The organism is Psychrobacter sp. DWR1-2-3 (assembly GCF_049896465.1).
Lineage (GTDB): Bacteria > Pseudomonadota > Gammaproteobacteria > Pseudomonadales > Moraxellaceae > Psychrobacter > Psychrobacter maritimus.
Genome location: NZ_JAFCUJ010000002.1, coordinates 202,684 through 218,197 on the forward strand (window position 1 = coordinate 202,684; position 15,514 = coordinate 218,197).

Below are 15,514 nucleotides of genomic sequence, written 5' to 3' on the forward strand. Positions count from 1 at the left end.
TAATTCCAAATTGATCATGTCAGAAAGTTACAGATGTGAAAGCTGAGACGCTAATATTTACAAAAAGTAATACCTATATTACACGCGCTTATTATCTATAAAGTTCTCTTACTTATAAACCACTTTAACCTAATGTTTATTCATTATAAGCTGAGCGACTTTCATGATAGATGGTTGTTTATGCACTTAAATGACTTAATTTAATAAAATTAACTATAGTGGGTGTATTCCTAAATTATATAGGTAGAGCGGCGATAAGAAGTGAATGCCTAAATATGAGAAGTTAAAATATAATTGCCTAATAGAGACTGCGATAAAAACATGCAATCAAAAGCATTACCGTCATAAATAATTGCTATCATAGGGCAGGTTTTATCTATTTTTCTGTTGTGCCATTCATCAAGCTAAGAGGTTTGTTTTGTCTATTCAGCGTTATCTGAGTGCTCGTACCGCGCCATCTCCATCCGTTTCATTTCCCAAAACGCTGCTTATGATGATGGCGTTTATGTTTGCGATGATATTAAGTTTACTCTTGCCGCATAGTGCGACTGCCGCCGAAGCCAACATACTGGGTGTGGGTGGGCAAAGTGAGGAGGCGACCAAAACCTCGATACCAGACTCATTTGGACGCGATACGCCACGCCATACTGTTCAAGGGTTTATCGGAGCGTTAGGGGAAAACGACTATCTGCTGGCAAGTAATTATTTAAATTTATCCAAATCTGATAATCCAACCACCATTGTGCGCCAGTTTAAGCAAGCGCTCGACGCCGGTGGGCGTTTTCAGCCTGACTTACAGATTAATAATACCCCTGAGGGCAACTTAACCGATCAGTTACCACCCAGCCAAGAAAGCGTGGGCGTGATTAATGTCGGCGATAAAAGCGTGCCGCTGCTGCTCGAAAGGGTTGTGTCTAAGGAAGGGGAGCAGTATTGGCAGTTTTCGAGTGACACGCTTGATGCCGTACCAGAGGTGATAGAGAACTATGAGCCGACGTTGGTTTCTCGCTATACCATTGATTCATTAGAAGGCAAAAAGCTGTTTGGTTACCAGATGGCGGATTTATTTGCTGCCCTCACCATGATTGTCAGTAGCTTTATACTGACTTATATTTTGGTTTGGCTGCTCTATCACTTATTAAAACTGGCTTATCCGCGTATTCGTGGTGAGGCATTGCCCTTACCTGATAATGTGATATTGCCGCTGGCAGTAGTGGTTATGGCGCTGATATTGTCTGAGGTGATGGTTTATGCGGGTGTCTCAGTGACCCTGCGCGAGCCGGTCAATCGCTTTACTGATATTGCCTCTTGGGTGGCGACCACTTGGTTGTTATTACGCGTTATTGATTCGATATTTACCCGCGCGGTCAATTTAAGCTATAAGAAAAACTATACCGAACGTGTTTCTATCTTGGGACTGCTGCGTAAAGTGGTCAAAGCCCTATTATTGATATTTGCCGTTATCGTCATCTTTGGCAATTTGGGCTTTGACTTGACCACAGGTATTGCGGCATTGGGGGTCGGTGGTTTGGCCTTAGCCCTTGGTGCGCAAAAGACGATTGAAAACTTGGTTGGTAGTGTGGTGGTGGTAGCGGATTCGCCCGTGCGTATCGGTGATTATTGTAAATTTGGTACCTATGAAGGCACGGTTGTCGATATTGGCATTCGTTCATCACGGGTACGTACTTTGTCGCGCACCATCGTCACTGTGCCAAACGGTGATTTTTCATCGATGCAAATTGAAAACTTTACCTCGCGTGATATGTTCCGTTTTTTGCACCAGTTATATCTTAAGCGTACCGCTGATATTGAGGTGGTATTTAAAATGGTCAAAGACTTGGATGCGTTCTTAGATGAGCACTATCTAACCAACCAAGAATGGAATCAGGTCAATATCTTAGAGCTGCGCCAAGATTGCTACGTTATCCAATTACAGGCTTATGTCAATGCCAATGGGATTACCGAGTTTTATGACAAACAAAACGTGTTATTTGTCGATATCTTAAACCAAGTAGCGAAATACAAGGTCGAGCATGCCTTGCCAACCCAGCAGCTGATTGTCAATCAAGCTGAGCTTGAGCATCAGATATTAAATGATATCGAGGATAATGGTAGTGAAGCGGTAGAAGATAATTTAAGCACTGATGAGAATAAGAATGAGGTTAATCATGACGTTAATGACATCAGCAACAGTGATGATATAGACGGTAAGCAGAATGCGGTTGATTTAATCAAAGAGGCGGACAAAACCAAGGATAATAAAGCAGCTGAAATCGAAGCAAGCAAAGAAGCCAAGCATAAAAGAATTAACTTAGATAAAGAGCGTCAACAAAAAAGAAAGGCATTGGTAAAAAATAAATTTAAGCGTGCCAAAAGAAAATTTGGTTTTTCTATTTGGAATCAGCCTTAGGGTGTCATGTGACAATTTCGCTTAAAAAGTTACCCCACGTTTTGTTCGTTAGAGAGCTATTTAGTTAGAAGGCTATTCAGTTAGATAGTTATAAAGGCATATCTTATAAAAGTGCCGCTTATAAAGGGATGGCATTTTTTTGACGTAAGAAACCATAGTATTGCCATAGCAATAAGCTGGCAGCGCTACGATACGGCGACCAATCGTGAGTCAGATTTTTTAATTGTTTTGGCGTTGGGCGTTCTGCTAGCCCTAGCAAGTCCATCGCCGCCACTTTAATCGCTAAGTCATCGACTGCCAGCACATCGGCTCGTTTTAATGAAAACAGCAGGTACATCTCAGCGGTCCAGCGTCCAATACCGATAACGGCAGTCAAGGTTTTGATAACGTCGTCATCGGGCAGGGTTTCTAAGGCAGCAAAATCTATATTGTGCTCGACTAAAGAGCGTGTATAACGAATTTTTTGCTTAGATAACCCTTGCGCTCGTAAGCCCTCATCAGTCGCTGCATGAATCGCTGTCGGTGTCGTCAATCCTGTATCTACCAAGCGTTGCCAAATGCTTGCTGCCGCTGCTACAGACAGCTGTTGCCCAACCATCGCTCTCATTACTTGTGTAAAGCCGCCAGCATTATGGCGTAAATCAGGCACGCCAACTTGCTTATAAACAGGCGCAAATCTTGGTTCGATAGCAATCAAAGCGCTGATATGCGCTTTTAATTCTTTACTGTTTTCAATGGTTTGTATGGTCATAGTAATTCTGATTTCACTGTTTTTTAAACGGAAAAATAGAGATATAAAAATAATGGCGTATATAGTTAAAGCCTATGATTAAAAAATTTTACGATTTTCTTTATAAAAAAGGACTGCCAATTGCAGTCCTTTTATTTTGATACTAAGCTAAAACTAAAAACTACTCGCCATCATTTTTAGGCTTTTTAAGTAAGACTAATACTGCGCCATTACCACCATCTTTAGGCGGGGCAGAGCAAAATGCCAATACTTCTGGTAGTTGACGCAACCAACCATTAACGCATGTTTTTAAAATCGCTTCAGAACCTTTACCATGGACAATTTTTACCATGGTTTCATTGTTTTGCTTGGCTTGGCTTAGTAGCTGGGTCATTGCCACGCGTGCTTCTTCGATGGTGCAGCCATGAATATCTACCGCATCATACCAACGTAGCTTGCCTTTTTTGAGCTGATCAAAGATTTTGTTTTGTAAGGTTGGCTGCTTATAAGATAAGTAGGCTTCAGCAGCGACCGGATTGAGTAATGCTTGCATATCTGACAAGCCTGCACCTAAGTCACTTGCTTCACTACCTTGAGCTGCGGCACGTTTTGATAACGTTGCGGCGTCAAGTTTGCCGGCTTTTGAAGCATTGGCAGGCGAGCGCACATTTTTATCTTCTAATTGATTGACGCCATGCATCGCTTGCATAAATAGCACTTTATCGTCGTCGATATGTTCGCTATCTAATTGCTTGACCGTTTTTTTAACTTGTTTTTGCGTCAACAGCGAGACAGGTTCGGTTGGCTTTTCATTATCGCCATCCGCTGAGTTGGTATCGCGACCTTTACTCAGTTGCCCTTTAAGCTCTTTTAGTTGGTCTTGCATTTCTTTTGAAAACAGAGAGTTTGACATAATAGTTAACGTATCGTTGGTGAGTGAATGAGGTATTTATTAGATATCTTAAAGCTATCTAATCTTAAATTAAGATTTTTCAGTTACTTTTTTAATTACTTTACGCCTGTGCTGCAACGCTCGCAAGTAAGGATTGTAACGCTTGCCCTGGATGATAGGTTTTCATAAATTGCTCACCTATTAAAAAGTGCTGAATATCGTTATTGAGCATCAAACGAATATCGTCGCTGCTATGGATACCGCTTTCGGTGACAATCAGTGGCGACGTCTTTGGTAACAGCATGCTGCTATCAACATCAGCTGCTAAGGCTTCGAGTAATATATTTTTTAGCTCAAGCGTCGTTTGTAAGTCGACATCAAAGGTATTTAAGTCACGATTATTAATACCATAGATATTGTGCGCTGAGCGTGGCAGTTGTAGGGCGCGCTCAAGCTCAGCCTTGGTATGCACTTCAATCAACACATCCATACCAAGCTCGATGCTTAGCGCGTGCAATTCTTGTACTTGGGTATCGTCAAGGCAGGCCATAATTAGCAAGATGCAATCGGCACCCATCAAGTAAGATTGGTAAATCTGATATACATCTACCATAAAATCTTTGCGCAATATCGGTAAGCTGCAAGATTCGCGTGCTTGGATTAAGTAGCTATCGTCACCTTGGAAATAATCACGGTCGGTGAGTACTGATAAACAACTGGCACCGGCTTGCTCATATTGCTTAGCAAACAGCGCTGGGGCAAAATTATGATTGATAATACCTTTAGATGGCGAGGCTTTTTTAATCTCAGCAATGATACCAATATCAGCGCTGCGTAAAGCATCGGCAAAACCGCGACGGGGCTGTGTATCAGCTTCAACTTGTGCTTTTAATGCCTCAAGCGATACTGCTGCACGAGCAGCAGCAACTTCCTCATGTTTGGTGGCGACGATACGCTGCAACACTGAAGGAATGGCGGTGTCTGATTTTGGATTGGCGGTCATGGCTATATTCCGTTATTTGGTAAAAAAATTAGGGTAACAATTAGGCAAATAAATTAAGGCTGCATAAATAGTTGCGATTAACAGGGTTATGAGTAACGTATTTTTTTATTAATTCTAAGCATTTAGCTTATTAAACTTGGTCAGCTAATTGCTGCGTATATTTGGCTAAGTCATCAAGCTTAATCAAAGCGTCACCATTTTTAATGACTTTTTGTGCGCGGCTCACGCCATTCGGATAGTTGCTGGCAAGTCCTGCGGTATATATCGCGGCACCGGCATTTAAGGCAATCATATCACGAGCTTTTAGGACAGCGCGGTCGGTAGTATCTGCTCCTGATAAAGCGGCACGAATCAGCTCAAGACTTTGTGCTGGAGAATCTACATCAAGGCCAATTAAGGTTTGTGATTCAACGCCGGCATCTTCTGGCATCATCTCATAAACAGAGATTTCACCATCTTTTAATTCAGCTACCGTGGTCGAGGTCGCGAGACTGATTTCGTCCAAACCATCTTTTGCTCCGACCACCATCACATGGCGCGCGCCCAAGTTTTTCATCACTTTTGCTAAAGGCTCACATAGCTGCGCGGTAAAGACGCCGATAACGAGATTTGGTGTGCCAGCAGGGTTGGTCAGTGGACCTAAGATATTAAAAATCGTCCGCGCTTTTAGCTCACGGCGTACCGGATTGGCGTAGCGCATCGCACTATGATGATTGGGCGCAAATAAGAAACCAATGCCTTGATTTTCAATACATTGCTGCGCTTGTTCGGGGGTCAGCGTAAGGCTAATACCTGCTTGTTCAAGTAAGTCTGAGCTACCAGATTTGGTCGAAACGCCGCGGTTACCATGCTTAGCAACTTGCGCCCCCGCTGCGGCTGCTACCAAGGCTGCGGCTGTTGACACGTTAAATAAGTTAGCCCCATCGCCACCTGTACCGACGATATCGACCATATAACGACAGTCTTTTGGGCTGATATTGGCGGCTAAAGCACGCATGGCGCTTGCTGACGCTGTAATCTCGTCAATTGACTCACCTTTCATACGTAAACCAGTCAAAATCGCGCCCATCATAGCATCGCTACATCTGCCTTGCATAATGATGAGCATGACTTGATACATCTCATCAAAGGTCAGATCAATATGCTGAAAAATTCTGCCTAAAGCGGTGGTCAGGAGTTTATGAATATTCTCATCTGAGAGCTGATTGATGGCTTCAACCCCTTGCTGCGTTTGGTTAATTTGATTGCTCTTATTAATTTGTTCCATCATTGATTTTTTATCCTGCATAGCGGCAGAGGTCATAATATTCTCACTTATTATTATCTTTTATAATTGTCGTATAAATACATTCATTGGGTTAAATAGAGTTTTTCTTTTAAAACAGCTAGCCTACTTGCGGTAGCTCATCTGACGACATTACGGCTAGATTGTGCGTTTGTAAAAAGTTATTCAGCAGCTGATAACCGGCTTCGCTTAAAATCGATTCAGGATGAAACTGAACCCCTTCAATCGCAAACTCGCGGTGGCGAATGCCCATGATTTCCTCAATATCGCCATTAGCATTTTGCGTCCAAGCGCTAACCTCAAAGCATTCTGGTAAGCTTGCTTGCTCAATCACCAGTGAGTGATAACGGGTAAACTTTGCTGGATTGGGCAAGTTGACAAACGCCCCTTGTGCATTATGATAAATAGCCGATAAACGCCCGTGCATGACCTCGCTTGCTTTGACGATTTTGCCGCCAAACGCTTGGCCGATTGCCTGATGACCCAAGCAAATACCTAATATCGGGATAATACCTTTAAACGTCTCAATGACCTCTAACGAGATACCGGCGCGGTCAGGGTCACAGGGGCCGGGACCAATAACAATGGCATCTGGCGCAAGTGCTTTAAGCTCCTCAATACTGATTTCATCGTTATGCCAAACCCTGATGTCCTGCTGCAATTCACCGAAGTACTGTACAATATTGTAGGTAAAGCTGTCGTAATTATCGATCATCAAAATCATTATGTTTTCAACTTAGAATCTTTAACTTAGTATTTCTAACTCAGAATCTTAGACGTATTGCTATGCGGGTACTTTACGGTTTTATGCTTGGTCATGATAGTTTTTATGCTCATTTATAACGCGCAGACATTTTTATAATGCGAAAGGCTTGTTAAGCTTGCCATATTAAACGTCGTTATCTTAACACTATTTTGCCATCTATCAAATGTAGCGCAGCCGCCCTCTAATAGATAATATATGCACCATAAAAGTGCGACAATTATTAATAAAGTGCTGTTTATGCGCTTCTATAGTGCGTTTATCGTTATGTTATAGTTTCATGGTTAAGGATTACAAACTACCGTTGCCATGCAAATCATTTTTTAGTATTCCGATATTTCTTACATAACTATCTGTATTTACTATTAATAACTATGATTTACGGCTTTGTATTATATTAAAATTTTTATAGTGGTACCCAGAATTGGCATAGCAGTTGCACCCATACTCAGTATTAGTAACTAACGTTACGAAACAATGCGCTACGAAGTAATGCAGCGTTATTTATTAATATGCATTTGAACAGTTCAGCATTATGAGCCAGATGTTGCTAAAATAGCTGCTGCTTGTAGTCGGTTAAGAAAATTACCGTTAAGAGTAAAGAGACATACTGAGTAAATAACGCTGATAACACCGATTTTCTAGAATCTAATATTTTTAATCCTAAGTTTTAATTTCAGTACCATGATAACCATAAGGGAAACTATCCATGTCGAATAAACTACTTGATCTTATCAAATCATCCAATGCCAAATGGGTCGATTTTCGTTTCACCGATACGCGCGGCAAAGAGCATCACATGAGCTTTCCAGCGCATAGCGTTGACGAAGAAGTGATGGAAGATGGCAAAATGTTTGATGGCTCATCGATTGCTGGTTGGAAGGGTATTGAAGCCTCAGATATGATTTTACGTCCTGATCCAGAGACCGCCTTTATCGACCCGTTCTTTGATGCGGTTACGGTGGTTGTGACTTGTGATATCATCGAGCCATCAACGCTACAAGGCTATGACCGTGACCCACGCTCTATCGCCCGCCGCGCTGAAGAATACTTAAAATCTACCGGTATTGGTGATACGGCTTTTTTTGGTCCTGAGCCTGAGTTTTTTGTATTTGACGAAGTAAAATGGTCGATTAACATGTCTGGCGTCAGCCATGAAATCGTTGCTGAAGAAGCGGCTTGGTCAACCAATAAAGACTATGAGTGGGGCAATATGGGGCATCGCCCACGCGTCAAAGGCGGCTATGTACCAGTACCACCCGTTGATAGCTCACAAGACATGCGTGCAGTGATGTGCGAGCGTATCGAAGATATGGTTGGTGAAGGTTGTATCGAAGTCCATCATCATGAAGTTGCCCCTTGTCAGTTAGAGATTGGCGTTGCCTTTAATACGCTCGTTCGTAAAGCGGATGAAGTGCAAAAGCTAAAATATGCGGTCCATAACGTTGCCCATCAGTTTGGCAAAACCGCCACCTTTATGCCAAAACCAGTGGTCGGTGATAATGGTTCAGGCATGCACGTGCATATTTCTATCTCAAAAGACGGTGTCAATACTTTCTCAGGTGATGAATATGCAGGCTTGTCAGAAACCGCGCTATACTTTATTGGCGGTGTTATCAAGCATGCGCGTGCATTAAATGCGATTACCAACCCATCGACCAACAGCTATAAGCGCCTTGTGCCTCATTATGAAGCGCCTATCAAGCTTGCGTACTCAGCGTCTAACCGCTCAGCGTCTATCCGTATTCCACACGTTAGTAGCCCAAAAGCGGTGCGTGTTGAAGCTCGATTCCCTGATCCAGCAGCCAACCCATACCTAGCGTTTGCAGCGTTGCTCATGGCAGGTCTTGACGGTATTCAAAACAAGATGCATCCAGGCGAAGCCGCTGATAAAAACTTATATGACTTACCACCAGAAGAAGAAGCACTCATTCCAACGGTTGCTGAAAACTTAGAAGTGGCGCTACAAGCGTTGAAAGAAGATCACGAGTTCTTATTAAAAGGTGATGTATTCACTAAAGAGATGCTAGAAGCCTATATTGCGCTTAAACAAGAAGAAGTACAGCGCGTCAACATTACTGTGCATCCTGTTGAGTTTGATTTGTACTATAGCTGCTAATCTATAGTTAAAACGCCAAATTCTCGATAAAAAAACCAGTTAAGTAATTCTTAGCTGGTTTTTTTGTTCAATCAAAGTGCGTGTTTAATTGGTCGATTTAGTGTGAAGTCATTGCTGATTTAATGGTAAAAATATCGCATAATGGTTGCATCTATATATTAATAATAAATCGCTATTAGGCTAACTGACTATGATTGCATCATTAAAAAGTACTATTTTCAATAAAGGATTATCGCTAAGTCTGCTAACAGGTTTGATTATCAGCACCGCCAGTCTTTACGCGCCGATGGCACATGCCGCTGCTATTTATAAAGTTGTTGATGAAAAGACCGGTCAAGTGACCTTTACCGACCGTCCGCAGAACTATGAGCAGCAAGCTGGCAAACAAATTAGCCAAACCAGCGTCATGACTGGCAGCGTTAGTGTGGGTGCAAATAGTTCTAGTCAAACCAACAATGCCAACAATCAGCCTGTCAATACTACTCAAGCACCTGCTGCTAACACGACTAGTACCACTGCCAACAGTGATTCAACCGCTAATAAAGCGCCCATTAATTATCAGCTGACGATGACAGAGCCTAGCGAAGAGCGGGCATATCGTCGTCCAGTACAAAGCATCGATGTCAAGGTGCAAATAAAACCAGCACTACAAGCAGGCGATAGCGTGAGCATTTACTTAGATAATAACGAGGTGGCGCAGAGTTTAAGCGCCTCGATTGCAACTGTTGATGTTTTGCCGGGTGCGCATAACATCAAAGCTGTGATAAAAAATAAAAAAGGGCAGGTAGCAAAACAGGTCGAGCGTACCGTCTATGTCATCCAAAATACGCAAACCTTGCAAAAGAATAAGAAATTAGCAGAGCAGATTTTGGCGTATCAGCGTCTGCCTTGGTATCAAAAAGTGTTACTAAAAATGCGTCAAGATGGCAAACAGCCTAATATGTTGTCATTTACTAAGCCAATAGTTGATAAACCCATAGTTGATAAACCCATGACGCTTGAAGAACCGGTAAAAAAATAAATCTGAGTCACTGTGTTAAAGGCTAGTAGTGAAAGGTTAACAGTGAAAAGTTAGCGGCAATCCATTAATAATAATTGCTGGACATAAAATAAGGGCAGTCACTGAAAGCAGTGATTGCCCTTATTGGTAGAAGTTAGTAATAATATCTATTGCTTAACTCATTACCTCTGCGTTTATTTCGTTAACTCAATCGTGCCATTCGCAGTCACTGAAATGGTACTGTTGCCCGATTCAAAGCTTTGGCTTGGTACTGAGGCATCCGCCGCTTCAGCTTTCATATTCATCGCGCTATACATAGGGCGAGGGTAGTTGCTACCGGTATTTAGATTGACAGTGACGACACGATAACCGCGCGCATCCCATGCACGAGTCAGGTTTTTAGCCTGCTGCTGAAAAGCGCGAGAAGCATCGGTCATAAGCTTTTGCTCTAGCGCATCTTTTTTAGCGTCTGAAACCCCAAAGTTTAGGTTTTCCATCACTAAGGTCTCTTGCAAGTCTGCAATCAGCTGACTGGTCGCGGCAAAGTCAGTGCTCTTTAAGTCGATGCTCGCTTGTCCTGTCCAACCAATGATTTTGTCATTTTTATCATAGCGCGGATAAGTGCGCTGCTGACCGGTACTGACCGTCACACTAGGGTAGCGTTTAGCGATTTTCATCGCGTTATTGATAGAAGTATTAAGCGTGGTCGCTAGCGTCTTAGCATCTGTTGCCTGTGCTTTTTTATACATACTGGCGCGAACTTCATCGTTTTGGATTTCTTCTTTGACTTCTGTCTGAAAAGTCAGCTGATCGTAGCCTGTGGGTTCTGCATGGGCGCTACCCATCATCGCGGTCAGTAGGGCGGCCGTACCCGTAGCAAGTGCGGCTTTGTTCATCCAAGTGTTTTTCATAATTATCTCCTAATGAGTGCTAGTAATGGTAATCTCAATTATCTGAGTTACGTTGTTATAATGCGCATTGTTATATCCGCTGTTGTTTGTGTTCATTTTTTATTCAACAGACCTTAGGTAAAATAGCAAAAAATACACGGGTTGTTGTGAGAATTTTGTCACTTAAGTTACAGGCTCATTGAGTCTCTAAAGCAAACAGTTTGACGATAGGGGTTGTAATAATAAAAAATTCTTGTATAATCTGCAACTGGTGGCTCCATTGGTAGCCTCGCAACATTGTTCTATGAATCCCGCCAGGACCGGAAGGTAGCAACGGTAATAGTTATAATGTGTGCCGAGGATGTGCTGATGGAGTCGCTTTTTTTTGCCTAAAATTTGATGATACTCCTGCTATATCGTTTTAAAGAGTCAAACCTAATAATAAGTCCTTCATTGTAAAGGGCTTTTTTTTCGCCTGCATTTCGTCTGATTTTGGACTTTGAGCAATATATATGGGGTAAAATACATTGTAGTAACCTTTATTAACAATAGTATAAATACAAAACTTTTTGGAGTCTGATAGTGAAAATGTTTGTTTGGTTATTCATTGCAGTGGTCATATTGATTGTGGTTTTTGGGGTGTCAGTATTTAATAAGCTGGTACGTGCCCGCAACCAAGCAAAAAATGGCTTTGCGCAAATCGATGTGCAGCTAAAGCGCCGTCATGATTTGATTCCAAATTTAGTCGAAACCGCCAAACGTTATCTGACCCATGAAGAAGAAACGCTGACCCGCGTGATTAGCGCGCGTAATCATGCCCAAAGCTTGCAAGATTCTACTAAGCATCAGCCAGATTCGCTTGAACACATGGCGTTGTTTGCCAAAGCAGAGGGTATGTTGTCGAAAGCCTTGGGGCAATTCTCAGCGGTTGTGGAGTCTTACCCTGAGCTAAAAGCGGATAGCATGATTAAAGAGCTGATGGATGAGTTGACCAATACCGAAAACCGGATTGGCTTTGCCCGTCAGCATTATAATGACAGCGTGATGTTTTATAACAATGACCGTGAAATGTTCCCAAATAATCTCGTCAGCAGCACCTTTGGATTTCGTCCACTTAGCCCACTGGTATTTGAAGACAGAAAGGCAATTGCTCAAGCACCTGTTGTCGATATGGGCTGATATTTACATACTGTCAAATGCACGTAGTTATGGTTAGGTAAGAGTAATAGATGGATTTTTTTGGTGCACAGCGAACCCGTACTCAGCGCAGCTTGTTGCTCTATGGGCTATTTTTTCTGATTGTCTTTGCCCATATTGCGGTGGCGCTTGGTGTTATGGCGCTGCTGCTCACGCTATTTACCGGTGGCATTTATCATTGGGTATTAATATTGGTGGTCGTATGGACAATCGGTAGCTTTGTTGCGGGCAGTTTTTTAGAGTATAGACGCTTAAAAGCAGGTGGTCGTGCGATTGCTCAGCGCGTGGGCGCGGTGCGCTTGTTTATCGACCACAGCCAAGATGCTTGGGAGCATAGCCAAGGAGTTGCCCATCAGCATCAGCCTGCAGCAAAGGTTCGCTTTAGTGTCCGACATATTGCGGTGCGTGATGAGCGTGATTTCCCGCCTGTTTATCGGCGTTATTATGAGATTGCCCAACAGCTAGCCATTGCTTCGGGTTTGCGTATGCCGATTCTCTATGTGCTGCCTGATGAGCAAGGTATCAATGGCTTTGTTGCGGGTCGCCATAGTCAAGATATGGTGCTCGTCGTCACCCAAGGCGCGCTTGATAAGGTATCTGATGAGGCGCTATATGGGCTGATAGGGCATGAGTATGGTCATATCTTACATGGCGATGCGACGTTTAATTTACAGTTAATGGTGGTGTTAGCAGGCTTGCAATTACTCTATGACTGGAGTGATTCTATTAGTAATTTTGGTTCTGGTTATAAAGTCAGTCATAAAAACAGTCAGCAAAACTATTTTGATGGCTCTTTTATTAATAGTGCGGTCAATCAAAGCAACCCTTTACCGCAAAGAGCGATTGATAGCCATGCGCGTAGCACTGAAGCGCAGACAGCAAACTTTACCACTCATAGTGAATGGGTCGCCTACTGGCAAAGCCAGTCGCAAAGCCAGCAATCATCAGCTAAGAGTCAGTCACGATGGCTACAACATAATAATAAGTTTGATAGTCAAGCACCGCGCAATATTTGGACATTATTAATACATGGATTGAGTTTTTCTAGTATGGCCAGTGCGCAACTGATTAAGCATAGCTTTAACCGTGAGCGCGAGTTGCTTGCTGATGCGACCAGTGTGCAGCTGACACGTTCGCCAGCTATTATGGAAACCTTAAAGTCCATTCATCAAGATACGCTTGGTTCGCGCTTAACTGGCATCGCCGATATCAATGGATTAAGTCATTTCTTTTTTGCCAGTAGTGGTGCCGATTTGGGTGACGTATCGTGGTTTGCCACCCATCCAAGTTTGGCTGAGCGTATGAGCGCTATTAACGAGAATGCTTATCATGATTTCGCCGTGCAGGTTGCTAAAGAAAAACGCATCAATCAACAAAAAATTAAAGAGATATATGAGCAGCGCCGCTTAGGTGATTGGGGTGTGATAGTAGCAAATAGCCTAAGCAGTCATAAACAAGATAAAAATACACGTCAAACTCTAGTAACTGCTGCTCAGTCAGCGTCAGATATTTATAAAAGCGCGACCGATAAAAACCGCTGTTCGGCTGAGAAAAGCCTTAACAGTAACTTCAATGATGTTATTGAAAAAGATGCTATCGAAAAAGAAATCGCTACCTTTTCTACTAGTGAGATAAATAATGAATTGCAGGACGATAACGGGCTTGAATTTGTTATAGAGCAAGATGTTGTTATTGATGGGCGTTTGCAGGTGCAAGCAGAAGATGTCGGTACTCATCAGTTGCTTAAGCCATGGCAAGCCAAACCTGATAGTGATTTGCCGTCTGATACATTGGTTGGTATTGATGACATACAAAAGGTATCGCTACCGCAGTATGTGCTCAATCACAGTTATCACCCGCTAGGGGCGCAAGCTTTGATTGAGTCCGTACTACTTTGTCATCAGGGTTATGTGCTGTCAACAACAGCGACTTATGATTTAACTGATATCTGGCTTGGGCTTGATGAGGATGGAACCTCTGCTGCTGAAACTGATACAAGCGGCAACACACAAATTTTACCGCATACACTCGATCATAAATTATTAGCGGCAGTGGCAAATCTTGACAGACGATTAAACAGTGCTTTGATTGCGTTAGCGCTAAAGCAACTACGCCAACATAATCTATCAGAAAACGCTATCGATGAATTGCGCTTAAAATATGAAGCCAGTCATAGTAATCAAGATCATCAATATTATGTGCAGCAGAAAAAGTGTCGGACGATGCTATTGCGTTATCAGCAAGGTATCATTCAGCTGTTTGAAAACTCCCTTACGGCTGATCTAAGCCAAAATATCGCTGATACTATAGATAATGATGCTTCTATTGATAAATCTATATCCGTATTAAATCCTTTAGAGAATACGCGCTCTCGGTCGCCAGCGATTTTAGCGTTATGGCAGGCGCTACAGCTGCAGCAATTATTACCCGTATTGTCTGCCGTATTAAATGATACACAGGTTCAGTCGCATCTTCACCCTCAATATCCATACTATCAATGGCAGCAAGTATTGCACGCTGGCACGGATGATATTTATGCTCAGCTTGACCCGTCAGGACAGGTGTTTGATGGTCTCGATATTGCCGCGAGAACAATGCTTACTTTATTGGCTTATCGCTTATCAAAGGATGCTAAAGGGCAGATAATATCTGCACTAGATAGCTCAGTACCTATCTCAACACCTATTTCAGTGCTCAGCTACAATAGTGCTAGCGTTGCTCATTATCTTGTAGATTTACGCCGTCATGCACGTTTGATTGCTATTGATTTAGCAGCCGTTAGTGAGGCAAATTTGCAATGGTTGTTATTGACTGCGCAAAGTTTAAATACTGTTCAATTATTAGCATTAATAGAAGCGGTGCCTATTTTTATAGCGTCTGCAAGTCAATCGTCTGTATCAGAAGCCAAAGGTGATGATAATTATCGACAGAGGCAACAGGGCGGCGCTCAAATAGATTATAATGCTCATATACAGGACGGCAATGCAGATAGGGCAGATAGTGTAGATAAGGCGGGCAATGATAGTACGCGCCATTTTTATACTTATCATACGTACCGGCAATGGCTGAGTACGTTGCATACAGTGATGTTACACGATACGATAGTCAGTCAAGATGAGTATGATTGCTTGACCGAGCTTGCCAATCATTGGCTAGGCGTTCGGCAGCTTTTTTGAGCAATGTCATTGATTGCATTTGAGTATTCTTTTGATAGTAAAAGCCTGT

At 42.6% G+C, this 15,514-nt stretch carries 11 protein-coding genes and 1 other RNA gene; 6 read left to right on the plus strand and 6 right to left on the minus strand.

Annotated features, from left to right (window positions below; genetic code table 11):
* Window positions 1-490: 490 nt before the first annotated feature.
* On the plus strand, window positions 491-2,410 hold the full coding sequence (locus ACP7AA_RS04100; RefSeq protein ID WP_413501143.1) for a mechanosensitive ion channel family protein: 1,920 nt from the start codon (window positions 491-493) through the stop codon (window positions 2,408-2,410).
* Between the two features lie 118 nt (window positions 2,411-2,528).
* On the opposite strand, the gene ACP7AA_RS04105 is transcribed toward ACP7AA_RS04100, so the two are convergent.
* The 5 genes from ACP7AA_RS04105 to ACP7AA_RS04125 all read right to left on the minus strand — a co-directional run bounded on the left by ACP7AA_RS04105 (window position 2,529) and on the right by ACP7AA_RS04125 (window position 7,044).
* Window positions 2,529-3,161 (minus strand): DNA-3-methyladenine glycosylase family protein, encoded by a 633-nt coding sequence (locus ACP7AA_RS04105; protein WP_413501075.1) that lies wholly within the window; start codon window positions 3,159-3,161, stop codon window positions 2,529-2,531.
* Window positions 3,162-3,321: 160 nt separating this feature from the next.
* Window positions 3,322-4,053: a Smr/MutS family protein gene (locus ACP7AA_RS04110; RefSeq protein ID WP_201564977.1), complete on the minus strand. Its 732-nt coding sequence runs from the start codon at window positions 4,051-4,053 to the stop codon at window positions 3,322-3,324.
* 100 nt (window positions 4,054-4,153) lie between these two features.
* Entirely contained in the window at window positions 4,154-5,035 is an 882-nt protein-coding gene (trpC, locus tag ACP7AA_RS04115) for an indole-3-glycerol phosphate synthase TrpC (protein ID WP_426222742.1), read from the minus strand.
* A gap of 130 nt (window positions 5,036-5,165) precedes the next feature.
* Complete coding sequence (gene trpD, locus ACP7AA_RS04120; protein ID WP_298872452.1) at window positions 5,166-6,302, minus strand: anthranilate phosphoribosyltransferase; 1,137 nt, start codon at window positions 6,300-6,302, stop codon at window positions 5,166-5,168.
* Window positions 6,303-6,420: 118 nt separating this feature from the next.
* Window positions 6,421-7,044 carry an anthranilate synthase component II gene (locus tag ACP7AA_RS04125; RefSeq protein WP_426222743.1) on the minus strand — a complete coding sequence of 208 codons (624 nt, stop codon included), beginning with the start codon at window positions 7,042-7,044 and terminating at the stop codon, window positions 6,421-6,423.
* 748 nt (window positions 7,045-7,792) lie between these two features.
* Between ACP7AA_RS04125 and glnA the strand changes: the two genes are divergently transcribed.
* Window positions 7,793-9,202 (plus strand): type I glutamate--ammonia ligase, encoded by a 1,410-nt coding sequence (glnA, locus tag ACP7AA_RS04130; RefSeq protein WP_201619303.1) that lies wholly within the window; start codon window positions 7,793-7,795, stop codon window positions 9,200-9,202.
* 190 nt (window positions 9,203-9,392) lie between these two features.
* On the plus strand, window positions 9,393-10,223 hold the full coding sequence (locus tag ACP7AA_RS04135) for a DUF4124 domain-containing protein (RefSeq protein ID WP_426222744.1): 831 nt from the start codon (window positions 9,393-9,395) through the stop codon (window positions 10,221-10,223).
* A 173-nt stretch (window positions 10,224-10,396) separates the two neighbouring features.
* Here ACP7AA_RS04135 and ACP7AA_RS04140 read toward each other — a convergent pair whose 3' ends face one another.
* The gene (locus ACP7AA_RS04140) at window positions 10,397-11,113 is read right to left on the minus strand and encodes an SIMPL domain-containing protein (protein WP_271133353.1); all 717 of its coding nucleotides are present in this window, start codon (window positions 11,111-11,113) and stop codon (window positions 10,397-10,399) included.
* Window positions 11,114-11,370: 257 nt separating this feature from the next.
* Here ACP7AA_RS04140 and ffs point away from each other — a divergent pair.
* From ffs to ACP7AA_RS04155, 3 genes are all read left to right on the plus strand, one after another.
* Window positions 11,371-11,467, plus strand: an RNA gene (gene ffs, locus ACP7AA_RS04145) — signal recognition particle sRNA small type.
* 213 nt (window positions 11,468-11,680) lie between these two features.
* Window positions 11,681-12,271 carry a LemA family protein gene (locus ACP7AA_RS04150; RefSeq protein WP_426222971.1) on the plus strand — a complete coding sequence of 197 codons (591 nt, stop codon included), beginning with the start codon at window positions 11,681-11,683 and terminating at the stop codon, window positions 12,269-12,271.
* 50 nt (window positions 12,272-12,321) lie between these two features.
* A complete protein-coding gene (locus ACP7AA_RS04155) occupies window positions 12,322-15,465 on the plus strand; it encodes a M48 family metalloprotease (protein ID WP_426222745.1) in 3,144 nt (1,047 codons plus the stop codon).
* Window positions 15,466-15,514: the final 49 nt, after the last annotated feature.

Coding starts and splice junctions, on each gene's coding strand:
- trpD (WP_298872452.1), bottom strand. CDS start 6,302: ATGGAACAAATTAATAAGAGCAATCAAATTAACCAAACGCAGCAAGGG.
- ACP7AA_RS04100 (WP_413501143.1), top strand. CDS start 491: ATGATGATGGCGTTTATGTTTGCGATGATATTAAGTTTACTCTTGCCG.
- ACP7AA_RS04125 (WP_426222743.1), bottom strand. CDS start 7,044: ATGATTTTGATGATCGATAATTACGACAGCTTTACCTACAATATTGTA.
- ACP7AA_RS04155 (WP_426222745.1), top strand. CDS start 12,322: ATGGATTTTTTTGGTGCACAGCGAACCCGTACTCAGCGCAGCTTGTTG.
- ACP7AA_RS04110 (WP_201564977.1), bottom strand. CDS start 4,053: ATGTCAAACTCTCTGTTTTCAAAAGAAATGCAAGACCAACTAAAAGAG.
- ACP7AA_RS04105 (WP_413501075.1), bottom strand. CDS start 3,161: ATGACCATACAAACCATTGAAAACAGTAAAGAATTAAAAGCGCATATC.
- ACP7AA_RS04140 (WP_271133353.1), bottom strand. CDS start 11,113: ATGAAAAACACTTGGATGAACAAAGCCGCACTTGCTACGGGTACGGCC.
- ACP7AA_RS04135 (WP_426222744.1), top strand. CDS start 9,393: ATGATTGCATCATTAAAAAGTACTATTTTCAATAAAGGATTATCGCTA.
- trpC (WP_426222742.1), bottom strand. CDS start 5,035: ATGACCGCCAATCCAAAATCAGACACCGCCATTCCTTCAGTGTTGCAG.
- ACP7AA_RS04150 (WP_426222971.1), top strand. CDS start 11,681: ATGTTTGTTTGGTTATTCATTGCAGTGGTCATATTGATTGTGGTTTTT.
- glnA (WP_201619303.1), top strand. CDS start 7,793: ATGTCGAATAAACTACTTGATCTTATCAAATCATCCAATGCCAAATGG.